The organism is Saccharopolyspora sp. NPDC000359 (assembly GCF_040300525.1).
Taxonomy (GTDB): Bacteria; Actinomycetota; Actinomycetes; order Mycobacteriales; family Pseudonocardiaceae; genus Saccharopolyspora.
Map to the genome: position 1 here is coordinate 29,100 of NZ_JBEPDU010000039.1, position 24,260 is coordinate 53,359.

Genomic DNA, 24,260 nt, shown 5'->3' on the forward strand with positions numbered 1-24,260 from the left:
AAGTCTAGTCCGTGATGGGTGCTACAGCTCATGTTGCTTCGAACGCTATATGGAAACTAACATCCACGATGCAGAAAAACATTACGGGCGTACCGCAAGCGGAACGGCCGCCGCGCAGCCTCGGGTGCGCGACAGTCCGCCACGCGGCAAGGTGAGCCATCAGCCACCGTCTGGAACCCGGCAGCAGGAAGAGGTGGACTTCCCATGTCCGAAACCGCAGCAGGAGTGCAGGTGCTCGGCGGTGCCGTCGAGCGCGGCGACGAGATCCTCACCAAGGAAGCGCTCGAGTTCGTGGCCGGTCTGCAGCGCGCCTTCGGCGCCCGCCGCGACGAGCTGCTCGAGCGCCGCAAGCAGCGCCGCGCGGAGGCCGCGGCCAAGGGTCGGCTGGACTTCCTCGAGGAGACCAAGCACATCCGCGAGGGCGACTGGAAGGTGGCCGCGCCGCCCGCCGACATCGCCGACCGCCGGGTGGAGATCACCGGCCCGACCGACCGCAAGATGGCGATCAACGCGCTGAACTCCGGCGCCAAGGTCTGGCTGGCCGACCTCGAGGACGCCAACACCCCGCACTGGGACAACGTCGTCTCCGGCCAGGTCAACCTCCACGACCTGGTGCGCAAGCAGATCGAGCTGGTCACGCCGAAGAAGACCTACAAGCTGCGCGACGACGTCGAGCACGCGGTGCCGCTGGTGCGCCCGCGCGGCTGGCACTTCGACGAGAAGCACGTCCTGGTCGACGGCAAGCCCGTCGTCGCCGCCTTCGTGGACTTCGGCCTGCACTTCTTCCACAACGCCAAGGAGCTGCTCAGCCGCGGCAGCGGGCCGTACTTCTACCTGCCGAAGATGGAGAGCCACCTCGAGGCGCGGCTCTGGAACGACGTCTTCACCCACGCGCAGCAGGAGCTGGGCGTCCCGCACGGCTCGGTGCGCGCCACGGTGCTGATCGAGACCTTCCCGGCCGCGTTCGAGATGGAGGAGATCCTCTACGAGCTGCGCGACCACTCCGCGGGCCTCAACGCCGGCCGCTGGGACTACCTGTTCAGCGTCATCAAGACCTTCCGCGACTCCGACAAGTACGTCCTGCCGGACCGCAACGCCGTCACCATGACCGCGCCGTTCATGCGCGCCTACACCGAGCTGCTGGTGCGCACCTGCCACAAGCGCGGCGCGTTCGCCATCGGTGGCATGGCCGCGTTCATCCCGACCAAGGACCCGGCCACCAACGAGAAGGCGATGGCCAAGGTCCACGACGACAAGAAGCGCGAGGCCGGGGACGGCTTCGACGGCTCCTGGGTCGCGCACCCCGGCCTGGTGCCGATCTGCTTCGAGGAGTTCGACGCGGTGCTGGGCGACAAGCCCAACCAGATCGACCGCACCCGCGACGACGTCGCGGTGACCGCCGACCAGCTGCTGGCGGTCGCCGAGACGCCGGGTGACAAGACCATCGAGGGCCTGCGCGCGGCGGTCGACGTGGGCGTCCGCTACATCGTGTCCTGGCTGGGCGGCAACGGTGCGGCGGCGATCCACAACCTGATGGAGGACGCCGCGACCGCGGAGATCTCCCGGTCGCAGATCTGGCAGTGGCTGCACAACGACGTCGTGCTGGCCGGTGGCGAGCGGGTCACCGCGGACCTGGTGCGCGAGGCGCTGGCCGACGTCGAGAAGCAGCTGCGTGCCGAGGAGGGTTTCCCGGTCGAGGACCTGGGCCGGGCGGTCGAGCTGTTCGAGCAGGTGGCGGTGGCCGACGAGTTCGTCGACTTCCTGACGCTGCCCGCCTACGAGCAGATCGACTGATCGCACTGCGGCACTCAGGGGCCGTGCGCCATCCCGCGATCCCCATGGGGATCGCCACCGCGGGGGCGCGCGGCCCCGTTGCCGCAGCCGAGCTGGGCAGCCGGGGACGCCTCCCGGCTGCCGGACCGAAGGGAGCGCAAGTGGCCAGAACCTCGCTGGAAACCGCCGAGGTCAACCGTCGGCTCGCCCGGCTTTCCGCGGTGGACGAGCACATCGCCGCCACCTACCCGGGAGCGCGGGCGGCGCGGCAGCCGGTGCACACCTGCTACGTGCCGGCGAACAAGGTCGACGCCGAGACGGTTCGGCTGTGGGAGCGGGAGGCGCTGGCCGCGCTCGACCGGGACGCGGCCCGGCCGGAGGACCTGGCCGAGGTCCTCGGCCTGGACGCCGAGATCGCCCGCGCGGTGCACCCCCGGGTACGGGCCAAGCTGCAGAACTCCCCGGTGGAGGACCTGCGCATCGACTTCGAGGACGGCTACGGCCGCCCCGGTGACGAGGTGGAGGACGCCGACGCCGAGCGCACCGCCGGGGTGATCGCGGGCTGGCTGCGCGAGGGCAGCGCCCCGGCGAACTTCGGGCTACGCGTGAAGTCCTTCGACACCCCGGAGCTGCGCGCCCGCTCCGTGCGCACGCTCGACGTCTTCCTCACCGCGCTGCTGCGCGAGCACGGCGGTCTGCCCGACGGGTTCCTGCTGACCTTCCCGAAGGTCGTCGACGTCACGCAGGTCGAGGTCTTCGTCGAGTTCCTGGCGCTGCTGGAGCAGCAACTGGGCCTGCCGGACCGGGCGCTGGGCTTCGAGATCCAGGTGGAGACCACGCAGTCCATCGTGGACTCGGAGGGCCGCCTCGCGCTGCCGCGCTTCCTGCGCGCGGGCGCCGGTCGGGTCACCGGGTTGCACTTCGGCACCTACGACTACACCGCCAGCTGCGGCCTGACCGCCGCGCACCAGCACCTCGCGCACCGCGCCTGCGACTTCGCCCGCCACGTGATGCAGGTGTCCGCCGCAGGCACCGGGGTCTTCCTCTCCGACGGCTCCACGAACGTGCTGCCCGTCGGCGACCAGGTCCACCACGGCTGGCGCACCCACTACGACCTGACCCGCCGCTCCCTGGAGCACGGCTTCTACCAGGGCTGGGACCTGCACCCGGCGCAGCTGGTGACCCGCTACGCGGCGGTGTTCGCGGCGTTCCGCGACTCGGCGCCCGCGGAAGCGGCCCGCCTGTCGGCGTACGCCACGGCCAGCGGTGGGGCGGTCCTGGACGAGCCCGCGACGGCCCGCGCGCTGGCGGCGTCCTTCGTCCGCGCCCTGGACAACGGCGGCATCGACGCGGCCGAGGTCGAGCAGATGACCGGCCTGCCGGAGGCGGAGGTCCGCAAGCTCGGCAGGCTCTGACGGCACCCGCGCGCACTCCCCGCTGGACCGGCGGGGAGTGCGCGCGGATGATCGCCGCATGACCGTCCTCAAGGTGGCGACCTGCCAGTTCCCGGTGAGCGCGGACATCCGGCGCAACGCCCGGCACATCGCCCGGCAGCTGCGCGTGGCCAAGGAGCGGGGCGCTGAGGTGGCCCACTTCCCGGAGGGCGCGCTGTCCGGGTACGCGGGGGTCGACTTCGACAGCTTCGCCGGGTTCGACTGGGACCTGCTCCGCTCCCGGATGACCGAGCTGATGGACCTCGCCCGCGAGCTGCGCATCTGGGTGGTGCTGGGCTCCGCGCACCGGCTCTCCGGCGACCGCAAGCCGCACAACAGCCTCTACGTGGTCGACGCCGCCGGGGTGCTCGTCGACCGCTACGACAAGCGCTTCTGCTCCGGGCCCCCGGACGGCTCCTGGGGCGACCTCGCGCACTACAGCCCCGGCGACCACCCCAGCACCTGGGAGATCGGCGGGGTCCGCTGCGGGGCGCTGATCTGCTACGACTACCGCTTCCCCGAGCTGTACCGGGAGTACCGGGGGCTCGGCGTGCAGGTGGTGTTCCACTCGTTCCACGCGGGCAACGTCCCGCCGGAGCGGGTGGTGGCGATCGAGACCGCGATCGGTCCGCAGTTCCGCAGCGTCAACCAGGCGCCGACCCTCACCTTCCCGGGTGTCACGATGCCCGCTGCGATGACGGCGGCCGCGGCCAGCAACCACGTGTGGATCAGCTGCCCGAACTCGTCGGCCGCGGAGAGCCTGTGGCCCGCGTTCTTCGTCCGCGCCGACGGCATCACCACCGGGCGCCTGCGCCGCAACCACCCCGGCGTGCTGATCACCGAGGTGGACACCGGAGCGGACCTGTACGACTCGACCGCCGCGTGGCGGGACCGCGCGATGGCCGGTGTCCTGCACAGCGGCGACCTCGTTGACGACGCCCGCTCCCGCGACCGGACGTCGCTGTGACAGGAAGGTTCCCTTGCTCGCGAGTCCAGATCGTGGGCCGGTGGTGGACAGGGGGTGTTCGGTGTGCGCCGATGGGACCATGCGGATCAGGGGCGCTGTGTTGCAGGAGTGCGGTCGGCCGGGGCCGTGGGAGCGGAGCCGGCCGTTGGCGGTTGCGGAGCTCGACCTCGACGGGCCCGGGCCGGGGGAGCTGCTCGTGCGGTTGGAGGCCGCCGGGGTGTGCCACTCCGACCTGTCCGTTGTGGACGGTAGCCGGGTGCGGCCGGTGCCGATGCTGCTCGGGCACGAGGCCTGCGGGGTGGTCGCCGAGGCCGGTCCGGGCGTCGACCTCGTCGAGGGGCAGCGGGTGGTCCTGTACTTCGTGCCGCGGTGCGAGGAGTGCGACGCGTGCCGGGCCGGTGGGCGCGTGCTGTGCTCGCCGGGGTGGGCCGCCAACGGTGCGGGCACGTTGCTCTCCGGCGCCCGCCGGTTGCACTGGGACGGACAGGACGTGCACCACCACTGCGGGGTTTCCGGGTTCGCCACGCACGCCGTCGTGGACCGGCACTCGGTGGTGCCGATCGGTGATGATGTTCCGCCGGACATCGGCGCGCTGCTCGGCTGCGCGGTGCTGACCGGCGGCGGGGCGGTGAAGAACGCCGGTCGGCTGGAGCCCGGCGAGGACGTCACGGTGGTGGGCGTCGGCGGGGTCGGGATGGCCGCGGTGCTGGTCGCGCTGGCTTGCGGGGCCGGGCACGTCACGGTGGTGGACCCGTTGCCGGGCAAGCGGTCCCGCGGGTTGGAGCTGGGCGCTGGCAAGGCGTTGACGCCGGAGGAGGCGGTCGAGTCCGGGCATCGGAGCTCGCTGGTGGTCGAGGCCAGCGGCAACGCGCGGGCGTTCGAGACGGCCGTGGCGGTGACCGCGCCGGGCGGGCGGACCGTGTCGGTCGGGCTGGCCGCACCGGAGGCGCGCAGCAGCATCTCGCCGTTGGCGCTGGTCAGCGAGACCCGCACGATCACCGGTTCGTTCCTCGGTTCCGGCCTGCCCGCACGGGACATCCCCGAGTACGCCGACCTGTGGCGCGCCGGGAAGCTGCCGGTGGACCAGCTGGTGTCGGGCACGATCGACCTGGACGACATCAACCGCGCGATGGACGAGCTCGCCGCGGGGCGCGCGATGCGCCAGGTGATCCGGTTCTGACCGGTCACGCGACGGCGGAGCTGTCCTCGCGGCTGATCAGGCCGTCCGAGCCGCTGAGGTGATCGGCGAACAGCGCGGCGGTGGCGTCCGCGCCGCCCTCGGCGAGCGTGCGCATTCTCGGTGGTGGCCCGCACGTCCACGGTCGGCATCCTCGCTCGCGACAACTGCACCGGACCAGGACCCCGGAGGCACGCGTCGATGACCCGGGAGGTGATGCGTGGCTCGCGCGGACCCACTAGCGTCGGAGCATCCGAGCCCTTGGGGGGATGACCATGGCCGAGAAGTCCCGCGCCGACGTGGTGGCGGCGCTCGCCGACCGGCTGGGCAAGAACCGGGTCTTCGGCGAGCCGGTGCAGCAGGGCGACACCACGCTGGTGCCGGTGGCCAGTGTCAGCATCAGCGGTGCGCGCGGCCCGGCGGTGCGCCCGGTCGGGGCGTTCGCGATCTCGGGGAGCGGGTCGGTGACCTGGCACCCGGCGGTCAGCGTGAACCGCATCGTCTGGGGTGGTCAGCTCGCCCTGGCCGCAGTTTTGATCACCGCCGCGATCGCCTTCCGGCGCAAGCGCTGACCGCTGCCGGTCGAAGGCGCGGGCGAGCGGTCCGCGGTGACGGCGTCGAGCACTGCACGCTGGTCGGGCGCAGCTGCAGCGCCGTCAGGCGATGGCGGTGCGGGGGTCGACGCCGGACCAGGCGATGAGGCTCGTCGCCACCTCTTCCACCGTCGGGCGGGCTCCGGGGTTCGGGGCGAGGCAGGCGTCGATGGTGCGGGAGAGCGCCGCGGGCAGGCGGCGGTGCGTGCGCAGCGGCGCCGCGACCCGGTCGCGCTGCGGGTAGTAGCGGGTGCCGCCGGTGCTGTACTCGCGGTGCGAGACGTCCGCCCACGGCGTGGTGCCGGACAGCGCCTCGTAGAGCGTGATGCCCAGGCCCCAGGTGTCGGCCTTCGGGGTCATCTCCTCGCCCCCGGCCTGCTCCGGCGAGAGGTAGTCGAACGTGCCCGCCGAGCTCCGCTCGCCGACGCGGCAGCTCAGGCTCAGGTCGAGCAGCACCGCCCGGCCGCCCACCTCGACGATGTTGGACGGCTTCACGTCGAGGTGCACCCAGCCGCGGCGGTGCAGGTAGGTCAGCACCGAGCACAGCTGGATGCCCAGCACCGCCGCGTCGACCGGCCGCAGCCTGCCGTGTTCGTCGATCAGGTAGGCCAGCGTGTGCCCAGGCAGCGTTTCGGTGATCACCGCCGGTCGCGCGGGTTCCGCGGTCTGCACGATCTCGTAGCCGCGCACCAGGTGCGGGTGCGTGAACTGGGTGAGCAGCACGCCCTCGTTGCGCAGCCAGCCCACCGCGCGCTGGTCGTCGGCGCGCTCCGGGCGGACCGTCTTGGCGACGCAGCGGCAGGACCGCTCCTCGCTCCAGACGTCGTAGACGTCGAGGCGGCTGCCCCGGCGCAGGTGGTCGACGACCTTGTACCCGGGTGCGAGGGGGTCACCCGGTGCCAGCGGCGCTTCACCCGCGCCCCACTCCTGGTCCGGTTCGCCGTAGTAGTACGAGCTCAACGAGTCGATCAACACCGCGATCAGCTGTGGCTGCGGCGCCGGTAGTGGCCGCGGCTGCTGTCCCGACGACGGTAGTGGTCGCTGCTGTCCCGACGGCGGCGGTGGTCGTCGCTGCTGTCGCGGCGGCGCCGGTGGTCGCTGCTGTCGTGGCGCCGACGGCGGTGGTCGTCGCTGGAGTCCCGGCGCCGGTGTCCGCTGCTGGAATGGCTGCGGCTGTGGTGCTTGGCCGGGGACACCATCTTGAACAGCTTGGAGAGGTCCATCGCTCGCACGCTCCCGGATCGGTCGGCGGGCACGTGGATGCGCCCTGTGATCATTGTCCCGAGATTGCGGCGCGGGGTCGAGGAGTTTTGGCCGTTTTCGCGGCTGCGACCCGCTGGTGCTGGTGGCCGTTTGCTCGGCCCGCCCCGGCGACCTCCCCGGAGGCGGGCCGAAGTCAGCAGGTCACAGCGGCTGCTGGACGGCGGCTGCGGCGTCGACGATGCCGTAGCCGTACAACGGGGTGAACAGGCCGCGGGTGCCGAGCAGCGGCGTGCGGGCAGTGCGCAACAGCGCCTGCTCGATGCCGTCCGCGTCGCGGCCCTGGGCGCCGAGCAGCGCCGCGACACCCGCGACGTGCGGGGCGGCCATCGACGTCCCGGCCAGCGAGTCGTAGTCGCCCTGCCCGCACTCCGGCGAACCCGCGCCGCGCGGGACCGTCGCCCAGACGTCGCCGTCGCAGCCCTGCAGCGAGGAACCACCCGGGGCGGCAACGGCTTTGGTGTCCAGCTTGATGCCGAGGTTGGAGTACACCGAGTGCAGCTCGGCGGGGTCGGTCGCGGCGACGCACAGCGCGCCCGGCTCCCAGGACGGGGTGTCGCACAGCGGCGCGGTCTCGTTGCCCGCCGAAGCGACCACGACCACGCCCTTCTCCCGCGCGTAAGCGATGGCGTCCTTGGTCTCGGTGGTCAGCCCGAGCAGCGTCAGCACCTGCGAACCGGGGAGCGCGCCGAGGCTGAGGTTGATCACGTCCGCCCCGTTGTCGGCCGCCCACCGGATGCCCGCACCGATCTCCGCGAAGGTGCCGGAACCGTCCTCCAGCGCCTTGACCGGCATGATCCGCGCGTCCGGCGCGACCCCGGCGATACCGATGCCGTTGCCCGCCGCGGCCGCCGCGATGCCCGCGACGTGCGTGCCGTGGACGTCGGTGGGTTGGCCGACCCCGTCGACCCCGCGCCAGTCGCCGTTGCCGCACGGCGCCGGTTGCTCGCCGCAGCCCGCGAAGGTCGCGCCCGGCACCAGCTTCGGGGCCAGCTCGGGGTGCCCGAGGTCGACCCCGGTGTCCACCACGGCGATGACCTGGCCCGCGCCGGTGCTGGTCGCCCACGCCTCGGGCGCGCGGAGCTGCGCGAGCCCCCACTGCTTCTCGCTGAGCGGGTCACCAGCCTGCGCGGTGGCGGTGCTCTGGGTGGCCAGGACGGACAGCCCGACCAGTGCGGCGGTCATCAAGGCCCGAATCCGCATCGCGTCTCCCAACTTCGGCGCAGTCGTTGGGTTGGTCAACGATCCCGAGCTCAGCTCGATGCGCGCGAGCGGGAAGTGGGGCCGTTCGCCGGTACCCCTTGGGCCGTCCAGAGCACTCGTGAGCGGCGATGGTCGCTATAGCCACCATTACCACTCACGAGCACTTGTGAGCGGCGGTGGTCGCTATAGCCACCGCCGCCGCTCACGACCTCGTCAGTGCGCGGTGCCCGAGGAGGTGTCCTCCTTCGCGGACGTGCGCGGTTCCGGCACCGAGCCGGCGGTTTCGCCGGGCGCGGTGGCGATCACCGCGACGGTGTCCCCACCGACCGTGGCCTCGGACTCCGCGGACTTCTTCCGCCAGGCGTTGAACAGCATGTTCAGCAGCAGGGCCGCGATGCAGCCGGTGCTGATGCCCGAGTCGAGCACGGTCCGCAGCGCGGACGGGAAGTGCTCGTAGAACTGCGGCGCGACCACCGGGATCAGCCCGATGCCCAGCGCACCGGTCACGATCAGCGAGTTGAACGGGTCGCCCAGGTCGGACTTGCCCAGCGTGCGGATGCCGCTGGTGGCCACCGAGCCGAACAGCACCAGCGCGGCACCACCGAGCACCGGCTGCGGCACCAGCGAGACGACCGCGCCGACGATCGGGAACAGGCCCAGCAGCACCAGCACCCCACCGGCGGTGGCGACCACGTACCGGCTGCGCACCCGGGTCAGCGCCACCAGGCCGATGTTCTGCGCGAAGGCGCTGCAGGTGAACCCGCCGAAGACGGCGCTGAGCGCGCTGCCCGCGCCATCCGCGCGCAGGCCCGCCGCGATGGTCTGCTCGTCGGCCGGGCGGTCCACGATCTCGCCGAGCGCCACCATGTCGGCGGTGGTCTCCATCATCGCCACCAGCATCACGATGCAGATCGAGATGGTCGCGGTGAGGTCGAACACCGGCGCGCCCAGCGCGAACGGGGTGGGCAGGTTGAACACCGGTGCCGACTCGAAGGTGGTGGTGCTGATCAACCCCATCGGCCAGGCGATCAGCGTGCCCACGACCAGGCCGATGAGCAGCGCGATCCGGTTCCAGAAGCCCTTCAGGAAGCGGTTGAACAGCAGCACCAGGGCGAACGTGACCGCGCCCAGCGCGATCTTCTCCGGTGCGGCGTAGTCGGGCGCGCTCGAATCGGTCCCGGCGATCCACTTGATGCCCACCGGCATCAGCGCCAGCCCGATGAGCGTGATCACAGTCCCGTTGACCACCGGCGGGAAGAACCGCACCATCCGGGAGAAGTAGGGGGCGATCAGGAAGGCCAGCAGGCCCGCGATCAGCACCGAACCGTAGATCACCGACAGCGACTGCTGCTGCCCCTGCTGCGCGACGATGGCCAGCATCGGCGCCACCGAACCGAACGTGACGCCGTTGACGAACGGCAGCCGGGCCCCGATCTTCCAGATCCCCAGCGACTGCAGCATGGTGGCCAGACCCGCGGTGAACAGGCTCGCCCCGATCAACAAGGTCATCTCGACCGGAGGCAGGCCCATGGCCTCGCCGACGATCAACGGGGGCGCCACCACACCGGCGTACATCGCCGCGATGTGCTGGACGCCGTACGCCATCATGCGCACCGGGGGCATCACTTCGTCCACCGGGTGGACGTCGGTGGGTTTTCCGTTCCGGGTGCCGCGGTTGCGGCGGATCTTGAAGAGGGCCATGGGTGACTCCTGGGCCGCAGGGTTCAGATCAAGTCACTGTTAATGCCGGGATTTCTCTGCGTGTTTCGGTCAGATCAACTTCTGTTCCACAGTGGACCTGTGGTGCTTCCGGGCGGAGCGCCCGGAGTCCGGGTAGCAGCAGGGGCCACCAGGAGGTGTCCCGGTGGCCCCTTGGGCTGAGGATCGCCGGTGATCCGTCACGACCCCCGCTGCTGGGAGTCGGAGTGGTAGGTCGCGAGTGCGGTTCCGGGAACCAGCGCGGGCCCCTGAAATCGCGTGGGTCAGAACTGCGGGAGGCTGTACCAGGCCTGCGGGGCCTCGTCCACGTCGTCGCGCTTGACGACGCCCTCGATGAGCCCGTACGGGCGGTCCGCGGCGAAGAACACCTCGTTGTTGTTCTCCAGCCCGCAGTACTCCAGGTCGACCAGGAAGTGGTGCTTGTTCGGCAGCGACAGCCGCACCTCGGCGACCTCCGGGTGCTTCTCCATCGCGGCCTTGCCCATCTCGTACAGGCTCTGCTGCAGCGCGAGGCTGTGCGTGGTGGCGAAGGCCTCCAGCATGGTGGCCCGGACCGACTCGAAGCTCTTGCCCCAGTCCACGTCGGTGTGCAGGTAGCGCCAGCGGGCGGTCACCGCGGTGGCCAGGATCCGGTCGTTGGTCTCGGCCAGCGTCGTGTACTTGTCCTTGGGGTAGCCCCAGAACTCCGAGCCGGTGGACTTGAGCACGATCAGGTCCTTGAGCCCGGACACCACGTGCGCCTGGTCGCCGTCGATGGTGACCGCAGTGGTGCGCTTCTCGTCGGTCGAGCGGGCGAAGGAGTGGTCGTGGCCGGTGCCGCCGACCGGGATCCGCTCCCAGCTGTACTCGTCGACGAGGATGCGGGCGCCGGTGATGCCGTCCGCGGTGCCGACGAAGTGCCGGCCCAGCCGCAGCGCGAAGTCCTCGATCTCGCCGATCGGCGCTTCCTTGGCGAAGGCGTAGACCGTGTTCTTCTGCGTGTCGGTGGGCAGCACGTGGCTGTTGTCGCCGGTCAGGTGCGCCCCGTCGAGGTCACCGCGCAGCGAGGAGCTGACGTTGAGGTCCTTGATGGTGTGCCGCGGGTTGTCCCGGTTGACCGAGACGATGCGGACCTCGGCCTTGCCGTACTGGTTGGGGCCCATGACGATGCCCATGGGGTGATCAGCTCCCTCGGTAGGTGGAGAAGGCGAACGGACTCAGCAGGATGGGGACGTGGTAGTGCTGCTCCGGATCGGCGATCCGGAAGGTGATCTGCACCTGGGGGTAGAACGAGGTGGTGCCCTGCCCCTCGAAGTAGGCGCCGGTGTCGAAGGTGAGCCGGTAGTCCCCGGCAGCCAGCCGCTCCGGGCCCAGGTCCTTGATCCGCCCGTCGTCGTCGGTGCGCCCTTCGGCGAGGGCTTCCCACCCGGTGCCCTTCGCGGCCTCCAGCCGGATCGCGACGCCGACCGCGGGTTTGCCCCGCGCGGCGTCGAGCACGTGCGTGGTGACGGCACTCATCCTTCGATCACCTTTGCCAATCTCAGACGTGCGATCTTGCGGAGTTCGTCCTCGACGATCCGCAGCTCGGTCTCCGGCTCGTTGTCCAGGCGGGAGTGCAGGACCCCCAGCAGTTCCGCGCCGCTGCGACCGCTGGCGCAGACCAGGTAGACGTGCCCGAACCGGCGTTCGTAGGCCTCGTTGCCCTCGCGCAGCGCGCGGGCCAGCTCGGCGTCGTCGCCGACCCCGGCCTGCTCGTTGCGGGAGAACTTCGAGGAGGTGTCGGAGCCCTGGACCCGGTCGCCGATGCGCGGGTGCTGGGCCAGCGCCTGGTCGATCTCCTCGCGGGTCAGCGCCGGGGCGGCGGCGTCCGCGGCCCGGTAGACCGCGTCGACGTCGGCGAACGGCCGCTGGTCGGCGATGTCGGTGGCCCAGCGCGGGATGTCCAGGCAGGCGAGCAGCTGCTCGACGAGCTCGGCGCGGGGCAGTCCGTTGAGCCGGTCCGGTGTGGTGGTTGTTGACATCGCAAACTCTCGCAGGATGGGTGCGGCCCCGAGCGATTCCGGGGGAGGCGGTGAGGTCCGAGCATGCCTGGCTGGTGCGGCGGCTGCTGGTCAGAGCTCCGGTGCGGCAAAAGCTACGACTGGGTTCGCCCGGGTGTCAACACTTTGTTGAAAAATCCTGGTCGCGCGTTGTGCGAAGGGCACAACCGGTGCGCATCGGGCCTGATGTGCAAAACACCCCGACGCGCTGGAAGCGCATCGGGGTGACGTGGTGGGGCGGGGTGTCAGCTGCGGTCGGCCTGCTCCCGGTTCAGGTAGTTGTAGACCGTGAAGCGGCTGACGCCGAGCGCCTTGGCCACGGTCTCGACGGACTTGCGCATGGTGAACGCACCGCGCTCCTCCAGCAGGCGGACGGCGCGCTGCTTGGCCGGGCGCGGCAGGTCCGGCAGGGGGCCGCCCAGCTCGGTCTCGACCGCGCGGATGATCCGGTCCAGGGCGCTGGTCAGCTCCTCGCCCGGCAGTCGCACGGCGACGGCGGGCACGCCTTCCCAGTACAGGACGATGTCGCCGGGCTGGTGCTGGTCCGCGGGCACGGCGGTACCGCCGACGTGCTCCAGCAGCGGGGCGATCGCGTTGGCGAGCGGATGCACGCTGACCAGCCTAAACCCCGGCGTCGTCGGTGCTGTCGACGGTCACCTGCAGGGTGATCCGGTGCGCACCGGTGTCCAGCGCGGTCTCGACCACCTGCGCCAGCGCGGGCAGCAGGGTCGCCCGGTCGCCGGTGATCGAGGTGCCGAGCGGGCCGAAGTCTGGTTCCAGCCCGGCGGAGCGCAGGCAGTCGCGGGCGGCCACGGCGTGCGCCGGTGGCTCGCCCTCGCCTTCGAAGGGTTCGGTGGTGAACTCAGCTCGCAGCATCATTGGCGGACCTCCTGCCCGCACCGTAGTCGGCGCGGTTCTCGGCTCTGCTGCGGGCAGTTCGCAACTCGCGGGTAACTCCGGGGGTGCCGTTGACCGGGTTGCCGGTACTCGCTAATCTATCGCTGTACGAAACAAGACTTCCGCATCACGAAAGTCCAGATGCGAGTTCTTCGAATCCTTCTTCCCGAGGGGGTGCCCATGGATCCGAACCGGTACGAGGTCAACCTCTCGATCCTGTTCACCGAACTGGACGTGCTGGACCGGCCCGCAGCGGCCAAGGCGGCCGGTTTCGACGCGGTGGAGTTCTGGTGGCCGTTCCCGGAAGCGGTGCCCGCCGACCGCGACGTGGACCGGTTCGTGCAGGCAGTCGAGGACGCCGGGGTCGCCCTGGTCGGCCTGAACTTCTTCGCCGGGGACATGCCCGCGGGCGACCGCGGCGTGCTCTCCAACCCCGACCGCGCCGGTGAGTTCGCGGACAACGTCGACGTCGTCGTCGGCATCGGCGAGCGCCTCGGCTGCCGCGCCTTCAACGCCCTGTACGGCAACCGGATCGACGGCGTCGACCCGGCCGCGCAGGACGAGGTCGCCACCCAGAGCCTGGTCCGCGCCTCCAAGGCGGTGTCGCGCATCGACGGCGCGGTGCTGGTCGAGCCGGTCAGCGGCATGCCCGCCTACCCGCTGAAGACCGCCGCCGACGCCATCGCGGTGATCGACCGGGTGCGCGCCGCGGGCGGGGAGGACAACCTGCGCCTGCTGTTCGACATCTACCACCTGGTGGTCAACGGCGACGACCCGGACGCGGCGCTCGACGCGCACGCCCGGTCCATCGGGCACGTGCAGATCGCCGACGCCCCGGGTCGCAACGAGCCGGGCACCGGCGAGATCGACTTCGACCGCTTCTTCGCCAAGCTCGACGCCGCTGGCTACACCGGCCACATCGGACTCGAGTACAAGCCCAGCGGGGCCAGCGCGGACAGCTTCACCTGGATCAAGCGCTGACCGGAACGCGCTTCCAGGCCCGCGCTGCGTGAGTGGTCGCCCAGCGGAACCTCAGGCGGACCCGCTGGTGGTCGATTCGCGCAGGTGGGGCAGGCGGCATCGCCGCTGCCAAGACAAGACATCAACGAACTGGCGCTGAGCCAACGGAGGTAACTCCCATGAGCAAGGTCGGTTTCATCGGGCTCGGGATCATGGGCGGCCCGATGGCGGCCAACCTGGTCAAGGCCGGGCACGAGGTCGTCGGCTACAACCGCAGCCAGGCCAAGGTCGACAAGCTCGTCGCCGACGGTGGCAAGGGCGCGGCCAACGTCGCCGAGGCCGTGCGTGACGCCGAGATCATCTTCACCATGCTGCCGGACTCGCCGGACGTCGAGGCCGTCGTGCTCGGTGCGGACGGCGTGCTGGCCAACGCCGCGTCGGGCGCGCTGCTCATCGACTGCAGCACCATCCGCCCGGACGTCTCGCGGCGCGTGGCCGAAGCCGCCGCCGAGAAGGGCGTGCGCGCGCTGGACGCCCCGGTCAGCGGTGGTGAGCCCAAGGCCATCGACGGCACGCTGTCCATCATGGTCGGTGGCGAGGCGGACGCCTTCGCCGCGGCGCAGGACGTGCTCGGCGCGGTCGGCGCCACGATCGTCCACGTTGGACCGTCCGGTGCGGGTCAGACCGTGAAGGCCGCCAACCAGCTCATCGTGGCGGGCAACATCGGCCTGGTCGCCGAAGCGCTGGTGTTCCTGGAGGCGCACGGCGTGGACACCGAGGCCGGGATGAAGGTGCTCGGCGGCGGGCTGGCCGGCAGCACCGTGCTGGACGCCAAGAACGAGAAGATGCGCAACCGGGAGTTCGCGCCCGGCTTCCGCCTCGAGCTGCACCACAAGGACATGGGCATCGTGCAGGCCGCCGCGCGCGACGCGGGCCTGACCATCCCGCTCGGTTCGCTGGTCAGCCAGCTGGTCGCGGCGGCCGTCGCGCAGGGCGACGGCAAGCTCGACCACTCCGGTCTGCTCAAGCAGATCACGCAGCTCAACGGTCGCGGCTGAGCACGGTCGTGAGCGCGTAACAGTGTTCCAGCACCGTTTCGCACTCACGACCCCACGACCGCGGTGCTGCGCGGGCCCCTCGTCTCCTGCGGCAGACCCCGCGCAGCACCGCCACCCACCAGAGGAAGACCTCGCCCGACGGGCGATCGCGAAGAGCAAGACGGTCACGGGTCAGCGGTCCGAGCGCCGCCAAGCAACCAGAACCGCCGACCCGTTCCCAACAAGGTGCGCGCAGCACCCGAGAGGAAGTCTTACACCATGGCCAAAGTCCCTGTCATGCAGGCCGTCGTCGACGTGCTCAAGTCCGAGGGCGTGGACGTCACCTTCGGCTGCCCCGGCGCCGCGATCCTCCCGCTGTACGCGGCGATGGAGGACAGCGGCATCAAGCACCTCATCGTCCGCCACGAAGAGGGTGCCACCCACATGGCCGACGGCTGGGCCCGCACCAACGGCAACGTCGGCGTGGCCATCGGCACCTCTGGTCCGGCTGGCACCAACATGATCACCGGGCTCTACACCGCGATCGCCGACTCCATTCCGATCCTGTGCATCACCGGCCAGGCCGTCTCCAACAAGCTGCACCAGGAGGCGTTCCAGGCGGTCGACATCGTCGACATCGCCAAGCCGGTCACCAAGTGGGCGGTGCAGGTCAAGGAGGCCGCGCAGGCGCCGTGGATCTTCCGCGAGGCCTTCCGCACCGCCCGTTCCGGCCGCCCGGGCCCGGTGTTGATCGACCTGCCGCTGGACGTGCAGAAGCAGGAGATCGAGTGGGACCCGGCGCTGGACGCCCCGCTGCCGGTCCCACGCGTCGAGCCGCACCTGCCGCGGGTGGAGCGCGCGCTGGACCTGCTGCTGGAGGCCGACCGGCCGCTGATCCTCGCCGGTGGCGGTGTGATCCTCGGCGACGCCCACGAGCAGGTGCGCGAGCTGGCCGAGCTGCTGGGCGTGCCGGTGCAGATCACCCTGATGGGCAAGGGTTCCTTCCCGGAGGACCACGAGCTGTTCGCCGGCATGACCGGCATCCAGACCAGCCAGCGCTACGGCAACCAGTCGTTCCTGGAATCAGACCTGGTGCTGGCGCTGGGCGCCCGCTTCGGCGACCGGCACACCGGGGCCCTCGACGTCTACCGCGGTGACCGCAAGTTCATCCACGTCGACATCGAGCCCACCCAGATCGGCAAGGTGTTCGGCCCGGACCTGGGCATCGTCTCGGACACCCGGCTGTTCCTGGACGCGCTGCTCGACGCCGCCCGCAAGCGCGGGGCCAGCAAGGACTACTCGGCGTGGGTCTCCAGGGTCGGCGTGCTCAAGCAGACCCTGACCCGGCCGGACGACTACGACACGGTTCCGATCAAGGCGCCGCGGGTGTACCGGGAGATCAACGAGATCTTCCCGCCGGAAACCTACTTCGTCACTGCGATCGGCCTGTACCAGATCTGGGGCGGCCAGTTCCAGAACGCGCACCTGCCGCGGCACTACCAGGTGTGCGGCCAGGCCGGTCCGCTCGGTTGGGAGATCCCGGCGGCGATCGGCGTGAAGGCCGCGGAGCCGGATGCCGAGGTGGTCGCGGTGGTCGGCGACTACTCCTTCCAGTTCCTGGTCGAGGAGCTGGCGGTGGCCGCCCAGTACGACGTCCCGTTCGTGATCATCATGCTGAACAACGAGTACCTGGGCCTGATCCGCCAGGCCGAGGGCGACGCGTTCGGGATGAAGACCGAGGTCGACATCCACTACGACGACCACGGCACGGACAACGTCAAGATCATGGAGGCCTACGGCTGCTCCGGCCGCCGGGTGTTCGAGCCGGGCGACCTGGCCGACACGATCGAGTGGGCCCGCAAGGAGGCCGTCGCCACCAGCCGCCCGGTCCTGGTCGAGGTGATGATCGAGCGCGAGGCCAACACGGCCCGGGGCATCCGCATCGACGCCATGATCGAGCCGGAACCGGTGCCGAACGCCTGAGCAGCCCAGCGGCGCAGAGCTCGGGGTGCGGTGGAGCGTTCGGCCCGTTGGGAACCGGGCCGAACGGTCCTGTCACACTCCCGCACCCCAGCGGGGCTTCCAGGGCAGCCCCGCGAGGGGAGCGCTCGCCGGAACGCGCGGTGGCGTACCGGCGAGCGCCGTCCCCACTTTCCCCAGACGGGGTCCTCGGGTGGAATACCCGATGACCCTCGGTGTTCCCCGCCGAGCACGTGCCGGGCGTCTCGGCGGGGACACCACCCCCCTGCACACAGGAGTTCGCTTTGCCTGGACCCGTCCTGATCTCGCCGGACAAGTTCAAGGGCTCGCTGACCGCGCCGGAGGTGGCCGCCGCGGTGGCCACCGGCCTGCGCCGGGTCCGGCCCGAGGTGGAGGTCCGCTCCGCCCCGGTGGCCGACGGTGGGGACGGCACCGTGCAGGCCGCGGTGGCCAGCGGCTACGTGCCGATCCCGGTCCGCGTCGCGGGGCCGGTAGGCGAGCCGGTGGACACCGAGATCGCGGTGTTCGACGACACGGCCGTGGTCGAGCTGGCGTCGGCCTCCGGGCTGGCGCTGCTGGACCCGGACGAGCTGGCCCCGCTGGCGGCGTCCAGCGAGGGCACCGGCGAGGCGGTCCTGGCGGCGCTCGACGCGGGCGCGCGCACCGTGGTGCTCGGCGTTGGTGGCAGCGCGTGCACCGACGGCGGCGCCGGAATGCTCACCGTCCTGGGGGCGCGGGTTTTGGATGCTGCGGAGCACCCGTTGCCCCCAGGCGGTGGACCACTGGCCCGGGTGGCCTCCGCGGACCTCTCCGGGCTGGACCCGCGGCTGGCCGAGGTCGAGGTGGTCCTCGCGTCCGATGTGGACAACCCGCTGCTCGGCGAGCGCGGCGCGGCCCACGTCTACGGCCCGCAGAAGGGCGCCGACCCCGACCAGGTGCGCCTGCTGGACGAGGCGCTGGCGAACTGGTCCCGCGCGGTGCTGGCGGCGGGCGGCCGCGACGTGGCGGACCAGCCGGGAGCCGGTGCGGCCGGTGGGGTCGGTTACGCGGCCCTCGCGGTGCTCGGCGCCCGGATGCGCCCCGGCGTGGACGTGGTCCTGGAGCTGATCGACTTCGACCGCCAGCTCTCCGGCGCGGGCCTGGTGATCATCGGCGAGGGCTCCATCGACGAGCAGACGCTCAACGGCAAGGGCCCGGCCGGGGTCGCCGCCCGGGCCCGCGCGGCGGGCGTCCCGGTGGTGGCGGTGGCCGGGCGCTCGGAACTCCCGCCGGAGCGCCTCCGCGAAGCGGGCGTCGAGGCGGTGTACGCGCTCACCGACATCGAACCGGACCCCCAGCGCTGCATCCGGGAGGCGGCGACCCTGCTGCCCGCCCTGGCGGAGCGGATCGCCGAGAACCACCTCTAGAGGTCACGACCTACCCCGACGCGATCCCAGTGGCGGTCGGACACCCGACCGCCACTGGGATCGCGTCTTGCGTGGTTCCCGGAGGTGGGGCCTGGGCGCTTAATCGATGCGCGGGCGGCGGGCCCTTGACGGGCCGCGCTCGGAGGTCGAGTATTTCGGCCATCGGTAAGTATACTTCGCGATGCGAAAATCTCGTCCCGGCCGCGGGGTCTTGACCGGAACCGCCGAAAAGTTCAACACTTTGTTGAACATCTGAGCTCAGGAGGTAACCGAGTTGTCCGAGGCAGCCACCGGGACGTTCGACGTCGTGTTCCGCGCGCGACGGCTCATCGGCCCGAACGGGGAGACGTCCGGCAGCGTCGGCGTCCGCGACGGCCGCATCGCCGCCGTCGAACCGCTCGACGCCCAGCTCGACGCCGCCCGCACCGTCGAGCTCGCCGCGGACGAGGTGCTGCTGCCGGGGCTGGTCGACACCCACGTGCACGTCAACGACCCCGGCCGCACCGAGTGGGAGGGCTTCGACACCGCCACCCGGGCCGCCGCGGCAGGCGGCGTCACCACCATCCTGGACATGCCGCTGAACAGCCTCCCGCCGACCATCGACACCGGCGCGCTGGAGGTCAAGCGCAAGACCGCCCGCGAGAAGGCGCACATCGACGTCGGCTTCTGGGGTGGCGCGGTGCACGGCAACCTCGCCGAGCTGCGCGGACTGCACGAGGCCGGGGTGTTCGGCTTCAAGTGCTTCCTGCTGCACTCCGGGGTCGACGAGTTCCCGCCGCTGAGCCCGGCCGAGCTGGACGAGGCGCTGCGCGAGCTCGCCCGCTACGACGCCATGATGATCGTGCACGCCGAGGACTCCGACGCCATCGAGCACGCACCCACCGCGCACGGCGAGACCTACGGCGACTTCCTCAACTCCCGCCCGCGCGGCGCCGAGAACGTGGCCATCGCGCAGGTCATCGAGCTCGCCCGGCGGATCGGCGGACGCGTGCACATCCTGCACCTGTCCTCCTCGGACGCGCTGCCGATGATCGCCTCCGCGCGCGCCGACGGCGTCAAGGTCACCGTCGAGACCTGCCCGCACTACCTGAGCTTCAGCGCCGAGGAGGTCCCCGACGGCGCGACCCAGTTCAAGTGCTGCCCGCCGATCCGCGAAGCGCGCAACCGCGAACTGCTCTGGCAGGGCCTGGCCGACGGGACCATCGACTGCGTGGTCAGCGACCACTCGCCGTGCACCCCGGAGCTCAAGCGGTTCGACATCGGCGACTTCGGTGTCGCCTGGGGCGGCGTGTCCAGCCTCCAGCTCGGCCTGTCGGCGGTGTGGACGCAGGCGCGGGTGCGCGGCCACGGCCTGGCCGACGTGGTGCGGTGGATGTCCCGCAAGCCCGCCGAGCTCGCCGGCGTGCGCCGCAAGGGTTCCATCGCGGTCGGCCAGGACGCGGACTTCTGCGTGTTCGCCCCGGACGCGGCCTTCGTGGTGGACGTCGACCAGCTCCACCACCGCAACCCGGTCTCCCCGTACCACGGCCGCCCGCTGGCGGGTGTGGTGCGCGAGACCTGGCTCCGCGGTACGCAGGTCGTCGGCCCCGACGCGGCGACCACCCCGCAGGGCCAGCTCCTGACCCGCTGACGAGCGGTCGTGAGTGCGTAACAGTGTTCGAACACCGTTACGCGCTCACGACCCCGCGCCGGGGCCCGTTCGCGCAGGTGCGGGGTCGTGAGTGCGGATGGTTGTAAGAGCGACCGCCCGCGCTCACGAGCCTGATCAGCGGTTGCGCGCCTCCGGGTTCAGCGCGCGGACCATCTCCACGGCGGCCACCAGGGACAGGCCGGGCAGTTCCTTGCGCAGCTCGCGGACCGCCTGCACCTCGCGCTCCAGCGGATCGATCCCGGCCTTCTCCAGGACCTGTCGGGTCCAGCGGATCTTCGGGTCCTCCGCGGTGCGCGTCGAGTCGAGGATCCGCAGGGCCCGCTGCAGGCCCGGCACGTCCTCGGCGGCCGCGACCTCCAACGTGCGCCGAACGGCCTCCCTGCCCTCGTCCAAGTCGTTGAGCACGATGATGTGCGCCTCGCGCTTGCTGCCGAACATCGGGCACCTCCTGGGTCGCCGGACCTGCGTGCAGCGGGCATCTTCCCAGCGCACCGGGCGCTCCCGCCCCACCCGCACCGCGCGGGGTGGCAGGACCCTCGCCACCAGCGCTGACGTACGCTGAGTAATCGTGCTCGTCATTGCGCTGGACACCTCGACCCCCGCGGTCACCGCCGGGCTGGTCGCGCTGGACGACGGTGGGCCCCGCTCGCTCGCCGAACGCGTCACCATCAACCCGCGCGCCCACGGTGAGCTGCTGATGCCGCAGCTCCTCGACGCCATGACCGAGGCCGGGCACCGGCTGACCGACGCCGATGCGGTCGTCGTCGGCGCGGGACCCGGGCCGTTCACCGGTCTGCGCGTCGGCATGGTGACCGCCGCCGCCCTCGGCCAGGCGTGCCGCCGACCGGTGCACCCGGTGTGCAGCCTCGACGCGATCGCCGCGCAGGCCGACGTCGACGGGCGGCTGCTGGTCGCCACCGACGCGCGCCGCAAGGAGGCCTACTGGGCGGTCTACTCCGGCGGCACCCGGATCGACGGCCCGCACGTCCAGCGCCCCGCCGACGTGCCGACCGAGGGCTGCACCGCGGTCGCGGGCGAGCTGGCCGAGGCGTTCGACCTGCCCGCCGTCGAGCCGCGCCACCCCACACCGGTCGGCCTGGTCGCGGCGGCGGCACTCGGCGCCGAACCAGCCCCGCTGGTGCCGCTCTACCTGCGGCGACCGGACGCGGAGCTGCCGAGCAAGCGGAAGTCCGTGCTGACCAGGGGTGGGAAGTGACCGATCGCGCGACCACCGCGCCGCAGGTGCTCAAGCTCCGCCGCAGCGACATCAAGCGCTGCGCGCAGCTGGAGCAGGTGCTCTTCCCCGGCGACGACCCGTGGTCGTGGCAGGCGTTCGCCGCCGAACTCGACCAGGGCCACTACTACGTCGGCGCCTACCTCGGTGAGCAGCTGATCGGCTACGCCGGGCTGGCGGTCGCCGGCCGCCCGCCGCACGCCGAGGCCGAGGTGCACACCATCGGCGTCGACCCCGCGCACCAGGGGCGCGGCGCGGGCAAGGCGCTGCTTCGGGCGCTGCTGGCGCGCGCCGACGAGCAGCGGGCGACGACCTTCCTGGAAGTGCGCACCGACAACGAAACCGCGATCGCGATGTACCGCAAGCACGGCTTCGAGATCGTCGGGCTGCGCAAGCGCTACTACCAGCCGTCCGGGGCCGACGCGCACACCATGCGGCGGCCCGCGGTGGGAACGGAGACCGGGGAATGACTGCGGACCGGGTGGTGCTCGGCATCGAGAGCTCCTGCGACGAGACCGGAGTCGGGCTGGTGCGGCTGGCCGCGGACGGCACGGTCGAGCTGCTGGCCGACGCGGTGGCCTCCAGCGTCGACGAGCACGCCCGCTTCGGCGGTGTGGTGCCGGAGATCGCCAGCCGCGCGCACCTGGCCGCGATGGCGCCGACGATGCGCCGCGCGCTGGACGAGTCGGGCCTCGAACTGTCCGATGTGGACGCCATCGCGGTGACCGCCGGGCCGGGCCTGGCGGGTGCGCTGATGGTCGGCGTCGCGGCGGCCAAGGCCTACGCCGCCGCGCTCGGCGTGCCGCTGTACGGCGTCAACCACCTCGGCGGGCACGTCGCGGTGGACACCCTGGAGCACGGGCCGCTGCCGGAGCGCTGCCTGGCGCTGCTGGTCTCCGGCGGGCACTCCCAGCTGCTGCTGGTGGAGGGCATCGCCGACAAGATCACCGAGGTCGGCACCACCATCGACGACGCGGCGGGCGAGGCCTACGACAAGGTCGCCCGCATCCTCGACCTGCCGTACCCCGGCGGCCCGCCGATCGACCAGCAGGCCAAGCTCGGGAACCCGAAGGCGATCACGTTCCCCCGCGGCCTCACCGGCCCGCGCGACGCGAAGTACGACTTCTCCTTCTCCGGCCTCAAGACAGCGGTCGCCCGCTGGGTGGAGACCGAGCAGCGCGAGGGCCGCGAGATCCCGGTCCCGGACGTGTGCGCCTCGTTCCAGGAGGCGGTGGCCGACGTGCTGACCGCGAAGGCGGTGCGCGCGGCGCAGGACCTGGACGTGAGCACGCTGGTGATCTCCGGTGGTGTGGCGGCGAACTCCCGACTCTCGGAACTGGCTGCCCAGCGCTGCGCCGAGGCGGGCATCGAGCTCCGCGTCCCGCGCCCACGCCTGTGCACGGACAACGGCGCGATGATCGCGGCCCTGGGAGCCCACGTCCTGGCCTCCGGCGCGAAGCCCTCCCCCCTGGACATGCCCGCCAACCCAGGCCTGCCGGTCAGCACCATCGTCGTCCAGTAACCCCCCGCAAGTTCCCTTGGAATCGCACGCCCGATCTCAACGGAACCCACGCGCCGTCGGCGAGTAGACCTCCGACACGCCGACGGCGAGTCATCCCGAACGCGATTCCAATTGGAAACCACACACCTGACTTCCATTGAGGTGATCTCACCGGACCCGCACAGGTGAGTTGCCGGATGATACACAGTTTCAATTGAAACTGTAACCACCGGTGTGTCGGGCACCCGACACGCCGGTGATGCGTCGGGATGCCCTCACTGAGATCACCTCATTGGAGCCGCGAAGATCCACGCCCCGGGCCAACCTGCCCACGCCCTCCGTCACTGAGAACCCCGTGAACTCGGAAAACGACGTCAATCACAACCAGGGCCCGTCGAGCACTGCACCTCGCTCCAGTGCCAATCGAAACCCGGGGGCCCCGCCGCGCCGATGCGCTGATCTGCTGACCCGGCAGTCCGTCGACCCACCGGTCAACCAGTCTCCTGGCGCGCCGAAGGGCGCAGTTTCAATTGAAACTGCGATTCGTCGTGCCTGGAGATCGCAGTTTCAATTGAAACTGCGGACCCGGACGACCGGGAGGGCCACAGTTTCAGTTGCAACTGTGGATGTGGGTGATGGGGAGGGGTGCGGTCTCGGTTGGGAACCGTGGTTGGTTTGGTGGTGGGGTCAGTGGCTGTACCAGAAGGCTTTGACCGTGGCCAGGAGTTCTCGGCGGGCGCCTCGGGCCGCAACTCGTTCGAGGCGCCAGTCCGCCGCCGCGTCGTGGCCGACGCCGTGGGCGTCCACGCCGAGGCGGCGGCACATCGCCACCGCGCGGCGGAGGTGGAAGCGGCTGCTGATCACCGTCAGCTCGCGGAGGCCGAACTCGCCCGCCGCGCGGCGGCAGGACTGCCAGGTGTCCACACCGGTTTCGTCGAGCACGATCACGTCCGCCGGGACGCCGTTCGACACCAGGTGGTGGCGCATCACCGCGGGTTCGCTGCAGCCGCGGGACTCCGGGCTGCCGCTGACGATGATCCGCCGGATCTTCCCGGCCTCGTACAGGTCCTTGGCCACGTCGAGCCGTCCCTGCAGGATCAGGCTCGGCGTGCCGTCCCAGCGCACCCCGGCACCGAGCACCAGCCCGACCTCGGTCCCCGGGACGTCGGCGGCCGACCGGATGCGGTCCGCGCTGCGCGCGAACGCCCACACCGAAGGCACTCCGGTCACCACACCGAGCCCGACAAGTCCCACGAGCCCAACCCGCAATCCACGCACGCGCCAAGTCTGCCAGCCGTGCCTGACCGCGGGTCGGGATCGGGCTGTCCGACCGCAGCGGTGTCGGCGCCCAGGGGCGCAGCGACGGTGCGGCGGTGAAACGGTGCGGCGCAGCGGCGGTGGGGTGACGTTCAGGAGGTCGGTGCTGCGGGCGAAGCCGACGCGCCCGAGGT

24 protein-coding genes are annotated in these 24,260 nt (G+C 71.4%); 13 read left to right on the forward strand and 11 right to left on the reverse strand.

All coding sequences use genetic code 11. The features are described 5' to 3' along the window. Positions 1-204 precede the first annotated feature (204 nt). The 5 genes from aceB to ABT324_RS23460 all read left to right on the forward strand — a co-directional run bounded on the left by aceB (position 205) and on the right by ABT324_RS23460 (position 5,922). On the forward strand, positions 205-1,794 hold the full coding sequence (gene aceB, locus ABT324_RS23440; protein WP_351181405.1) for a malate synthase A: 1,590 nt from the start codon (positions 205-207) through the stop codon (positions 1,792-1,794). Between the two features lie 140 nt (positions 1,795-1,934). Continuing rightward, positions 1,935-3,188, forward strand: coding sequence for a DUF6986 family protein (locus ABT324_RS23445; RefSeq protein ID WP_351181408.1), 1,254 nt, complete (start codon positions 1,935-1,937; stop codon positions 3,186-3,188). Between the two features lie 58 nt (positions 3,189-3,246). Continuing rightward, on the forward strand, positions 3,247-4,173 hold the full coding sequence (locus ABT324_RS23450; protein ID WP_351181410.1) for a carbon-nitrogen hydrolase family protein: 927 nt from the start codon (positions 3,247-3,249) through the stop codon (positions 4,171-4,173). A gap of 145 nt (positions 4,174-4,318) precedes the next feature. Continuing rightward, positions 4,319-5,353 (forward strand): alcohol dehydrogenase catalytic domain-containing protein, encoded by a 1,035-nt coding sequence (locus ABT324_RS23455; protein ID WP_351181413.1) that lies wholly within the window; start codon positions 4,319-4,321, stop codon positions 5,351-5,353. Positions 5,354-5,625: 272 nt separating this feature from the next. Continuing rightward, a complete protein-coding gene (locus ABT324_RS23460) occupies positions 5,626-5,922 on the forward strand; it encodes a hypothetical protein (protein WP_351181416.1) in 297 nt (98 codons plus the stop codon). 84 nt (positions 5,923-6,006) lie between these two features. Here ABT324_RS23460 and ABT324_RS23465 read toward each other — a convergent pair whose 3' ends face one another. From ABT324_RS23465 to ABT324_RS23505, 9 genes are all read right to left on the reverse strand, one after another. Further along, on the reverse strand, positions 6,007-6,918 hold the full coding sequence (locus ABT324_RS23465; protein WP_351181419.1) for a serine/threonine-protein kinase: 912 nt from the start codon (positions 6,916-6,918) through the stop codon (positions 6,007-6,009). A 5-nt stretch (positions 6,919-6,923) separates the two neighbouring features. Beyond that, positions 6,924-7,166, reverse strand: coding sequence for a hypothetical protein (locus ABT324_RS23470; protein WP_351181422.1), 243 nt, complete (start codon positions 7,164-7,166; stop codon positions 6,924-6,926). Between the two features lie 181 nt (positions 7,167-7,347). Next, positions 7,348-8,388, reverse strand: a complete 1,041-nt coding sequence (locus ABT324_RS23475) for a S8 family serine peptidase (RefSeq protein ID WP_351181425.1) — start codon at positions 8,386-8,388, stop codon at positions 7,348-7,350. Between the two features lie 231 nt (positions 8,389-8,619). Next, positions 8,620-10,107: a nucleobase:cation symporter-2 family protein gene (locus ABT324_RS23480; RefSeq protein ID WP_351181428.1), complete on the reverse strand. Its 1,488-nt coding sequence runs from the start codon at positions 10,105-10,107 to the stop codon at positions 8,620-8,622. A 281-nt stretch (positions 10,108-10,388) separates the two neighbouring features. Next, positions 10,389-11,279 carry a factor-independent urate hydroxylase gene (pucL, locus tag ABT324_RS23485; protein WP_351181431.1) on the reverse strand — a complete coding sequence of 297 codons (891 nt, stop codon included), beginning with the start codon at positions 11,277-11,279 and terminating at the stop codon, positions 10,389-10,391. A 7-nt stretch (positions 11,280-11,286) separates the two neighbouring features. Continuing rightward, positions 11,287-11,622 (reverse strand): hydroxyisourate hydrolase, encoded by a 336-nt coding sequence (gene uraH / locus ABT324_RS23490; RefSeq protein WP_351181434.1) that lies wholly within the window; start codon positions 11,620-11,622, stop codon positions 11,287-11,289. Continuing rightward, positions 11,619-12,125 carry a 2-oxo-4-hydroxy-4-carboxy-5-ureidoimidazoline decarboxylase gene (gene uraD, locus ABT324_RS23495; RefSeq protein WP_351181437.1) on the reverse strand — a complete coding sequence of 169 codons (507 nt, stop codon included), beginning with the start codon at positions 12,123-12,125 and terminating at the stop codon, positions 11,619-11,621. The genes uraH and uraD overlap by 4 nt, the downstream gene beginning before the upstream one ends. A gap of 263 nt (positions 12,126-12,388) precedes the next feature. Next, a complete protein-coding gene (locus ABT324_RS23500) occupies positions 12,389-12,754 on the reverse strand; it encodes a helix-turn-helix domain-containing protein (protein WP_502949785.1) in 366 nt (121 codons plus the stop codon). Between the two features lie 10 nt (positions 12,755-12,764). Beyond that, the gene (locus tag ABT324_RS23505) at positions 12,765-13,022 is read right to left on the reverse strand and encodes a thiamine-binding protein (RefSeq protein WP_351181440.1); all 258 of its coding nucleotides are present in this window, start codon (positions 13,020-13,022) and stop codon (positions 12,765-12,767) included. A gap of 198 nt (positions 13,023-13,220) precedes the next feature. On the opposite strand from ABT324_RS23505, the gene ABT324_RS23510 reads away from it, so the two are divergent. The 5 genes from ABT324_RS23510 (at position 13,221) to allB (ending at position 20,053) form a co-directional block, all read left to right on the forward strand. Then, complete coding sequence (locus tag ABT324_RS23510) at positions 13,221-14,021, forward strand: hydroxypyruvate isomerase family protein (protein WP_351181443.1); 801 nt, start codon at positions 13,221-13,223, stop codon at positions 14,019-14,021. 158 nt (positions 14,022-14,179) lie between these two features. Beyond that, positions 14,180-15,058: a 2-hydroxy-3-oxopropionate reductase gene (locus ABT324_RS23515; RefSeq protein WP_351181446.1), complete on the forward strand. Its 879-nt coding sequence runs from the start codon at positions 14,180-14,182 to the stop codon at positions 15,056-15,058. A 258-nt stretch (positions 15,059-15,316) separates the two neighbouring features. Beyond that, positions 15,317-17,020 carry a glyoxylate carboligase gene (gene gcl / locus ABT324_RS23520; protein ID WP_351181449.1) on the forward strand — a complete coding sequence of 568 codons (1,704 nt, stop codon included), beginning with the start codon at positions 15,317-15,319 and terminating at the stop codon, positions 17,018-17,020. Positions 17,021-17,301: 281 nt separating this feature from the next. After that, complete coding sequence (locus ABT324_RS23525; protein WP_351181452.1) at positions 17,302-18,423, forward strand: glycerate kinase; 1,122 nt, start codon at positions 17,302-17,304, stop codon at positions 18,421-18,423. A gap of 274 nt (positions 18,424-18,697) precedes the next feature. Then, entirely contained in the window at positions 18,698-20,053 is a 1,356-nt protein-coding gene (allB, locus tag ABT324_RS23530) for an allantoinase AllB (protein ID WP_351181455.1), read from the forward strand. A 135-nt stretch (positions 20,054-20,188) separates the two neighbouring features. On the opposite strand, the gene ABT324_RS23535 is transcribed toward allB, so the two are convergent. After that, positions 20,189-20,512 (reverse strand): hypothetical protein, encoded by a 324-nt coding sequence (locus tag ABT324_RS23535; protein ID WP_351181458.1) that lies wholly within the window; start codon positions 20,510-20,512, stop codon positions 20,189-20,191. 130 nt (positions 20,513-20,642) lie between these two features. Between ABT324_RS23535 and tsaB the strand changes: the two genes are divergently transcribed. From tsaB to tsaD, 3 genes are read left to right on the forward strand one after another with little or no spacing between them, the layout of a single operon-like run. Beyond that, positions 20,643-21,290, forward strand: coding sequence for a tRNA (adenosine(37)-N6)-threonylcarbamoyltransferase complex dimerization subunit type 1 TsaB (gene tsaB, locus ABT324_RS23540; RefSeq protein WP_351181461.1), 648 nt, complete (start codon positions 20,643-20,645; stop codon positions 21,288-21,290). Continuing rightward, positions 21,287-21,778 (forward strand): ribosomal protein S18-alanine N-acetyltransferase, encoded by a 492-nt coding sequence (gene rimI, locus ABT324_RS23545; protein WP_351181464.1) that lies wholly within the window; start codon positions 21,287-21,289, stop codon positions 21,776-21,778. Before tsaB ends, rimI begins: the two co-directional genes overlap by 4 nt. Next, positions 21,775-22,830, forward strand: coding sequence for a tRNA (adenosine(37)-N6)-threonylcarbamoyltransferase complex transferase subunit TsaD (gene tsaD / locus ABT324_RS23550; protein ID WP_351181467.1), 1,056 nt, complete (start codon positions 21,775-21,777; stop codon positions 22,828-22,830). The genes rimI and tsaD overlap by 4 nt, the downstream gene beginning before the upstream one ends. A gap of 666 nt (positions 22,831-23,496) precedes the next feature. Here the strand turns inward: tsaD and ABT324_RS23555 are convergent. Next, a complete protein-coding gene (locus ABT324_RS23555; protein WP_351181470.1) occupies positions 23,497-24,039 on the reverse strand; it encodes a SanA/YdcF family protein in 543 nt (180 codons plus the stop codon). Between the last annotated feature and the right edge of the window lie 221 nt (positions 24,040-24,260).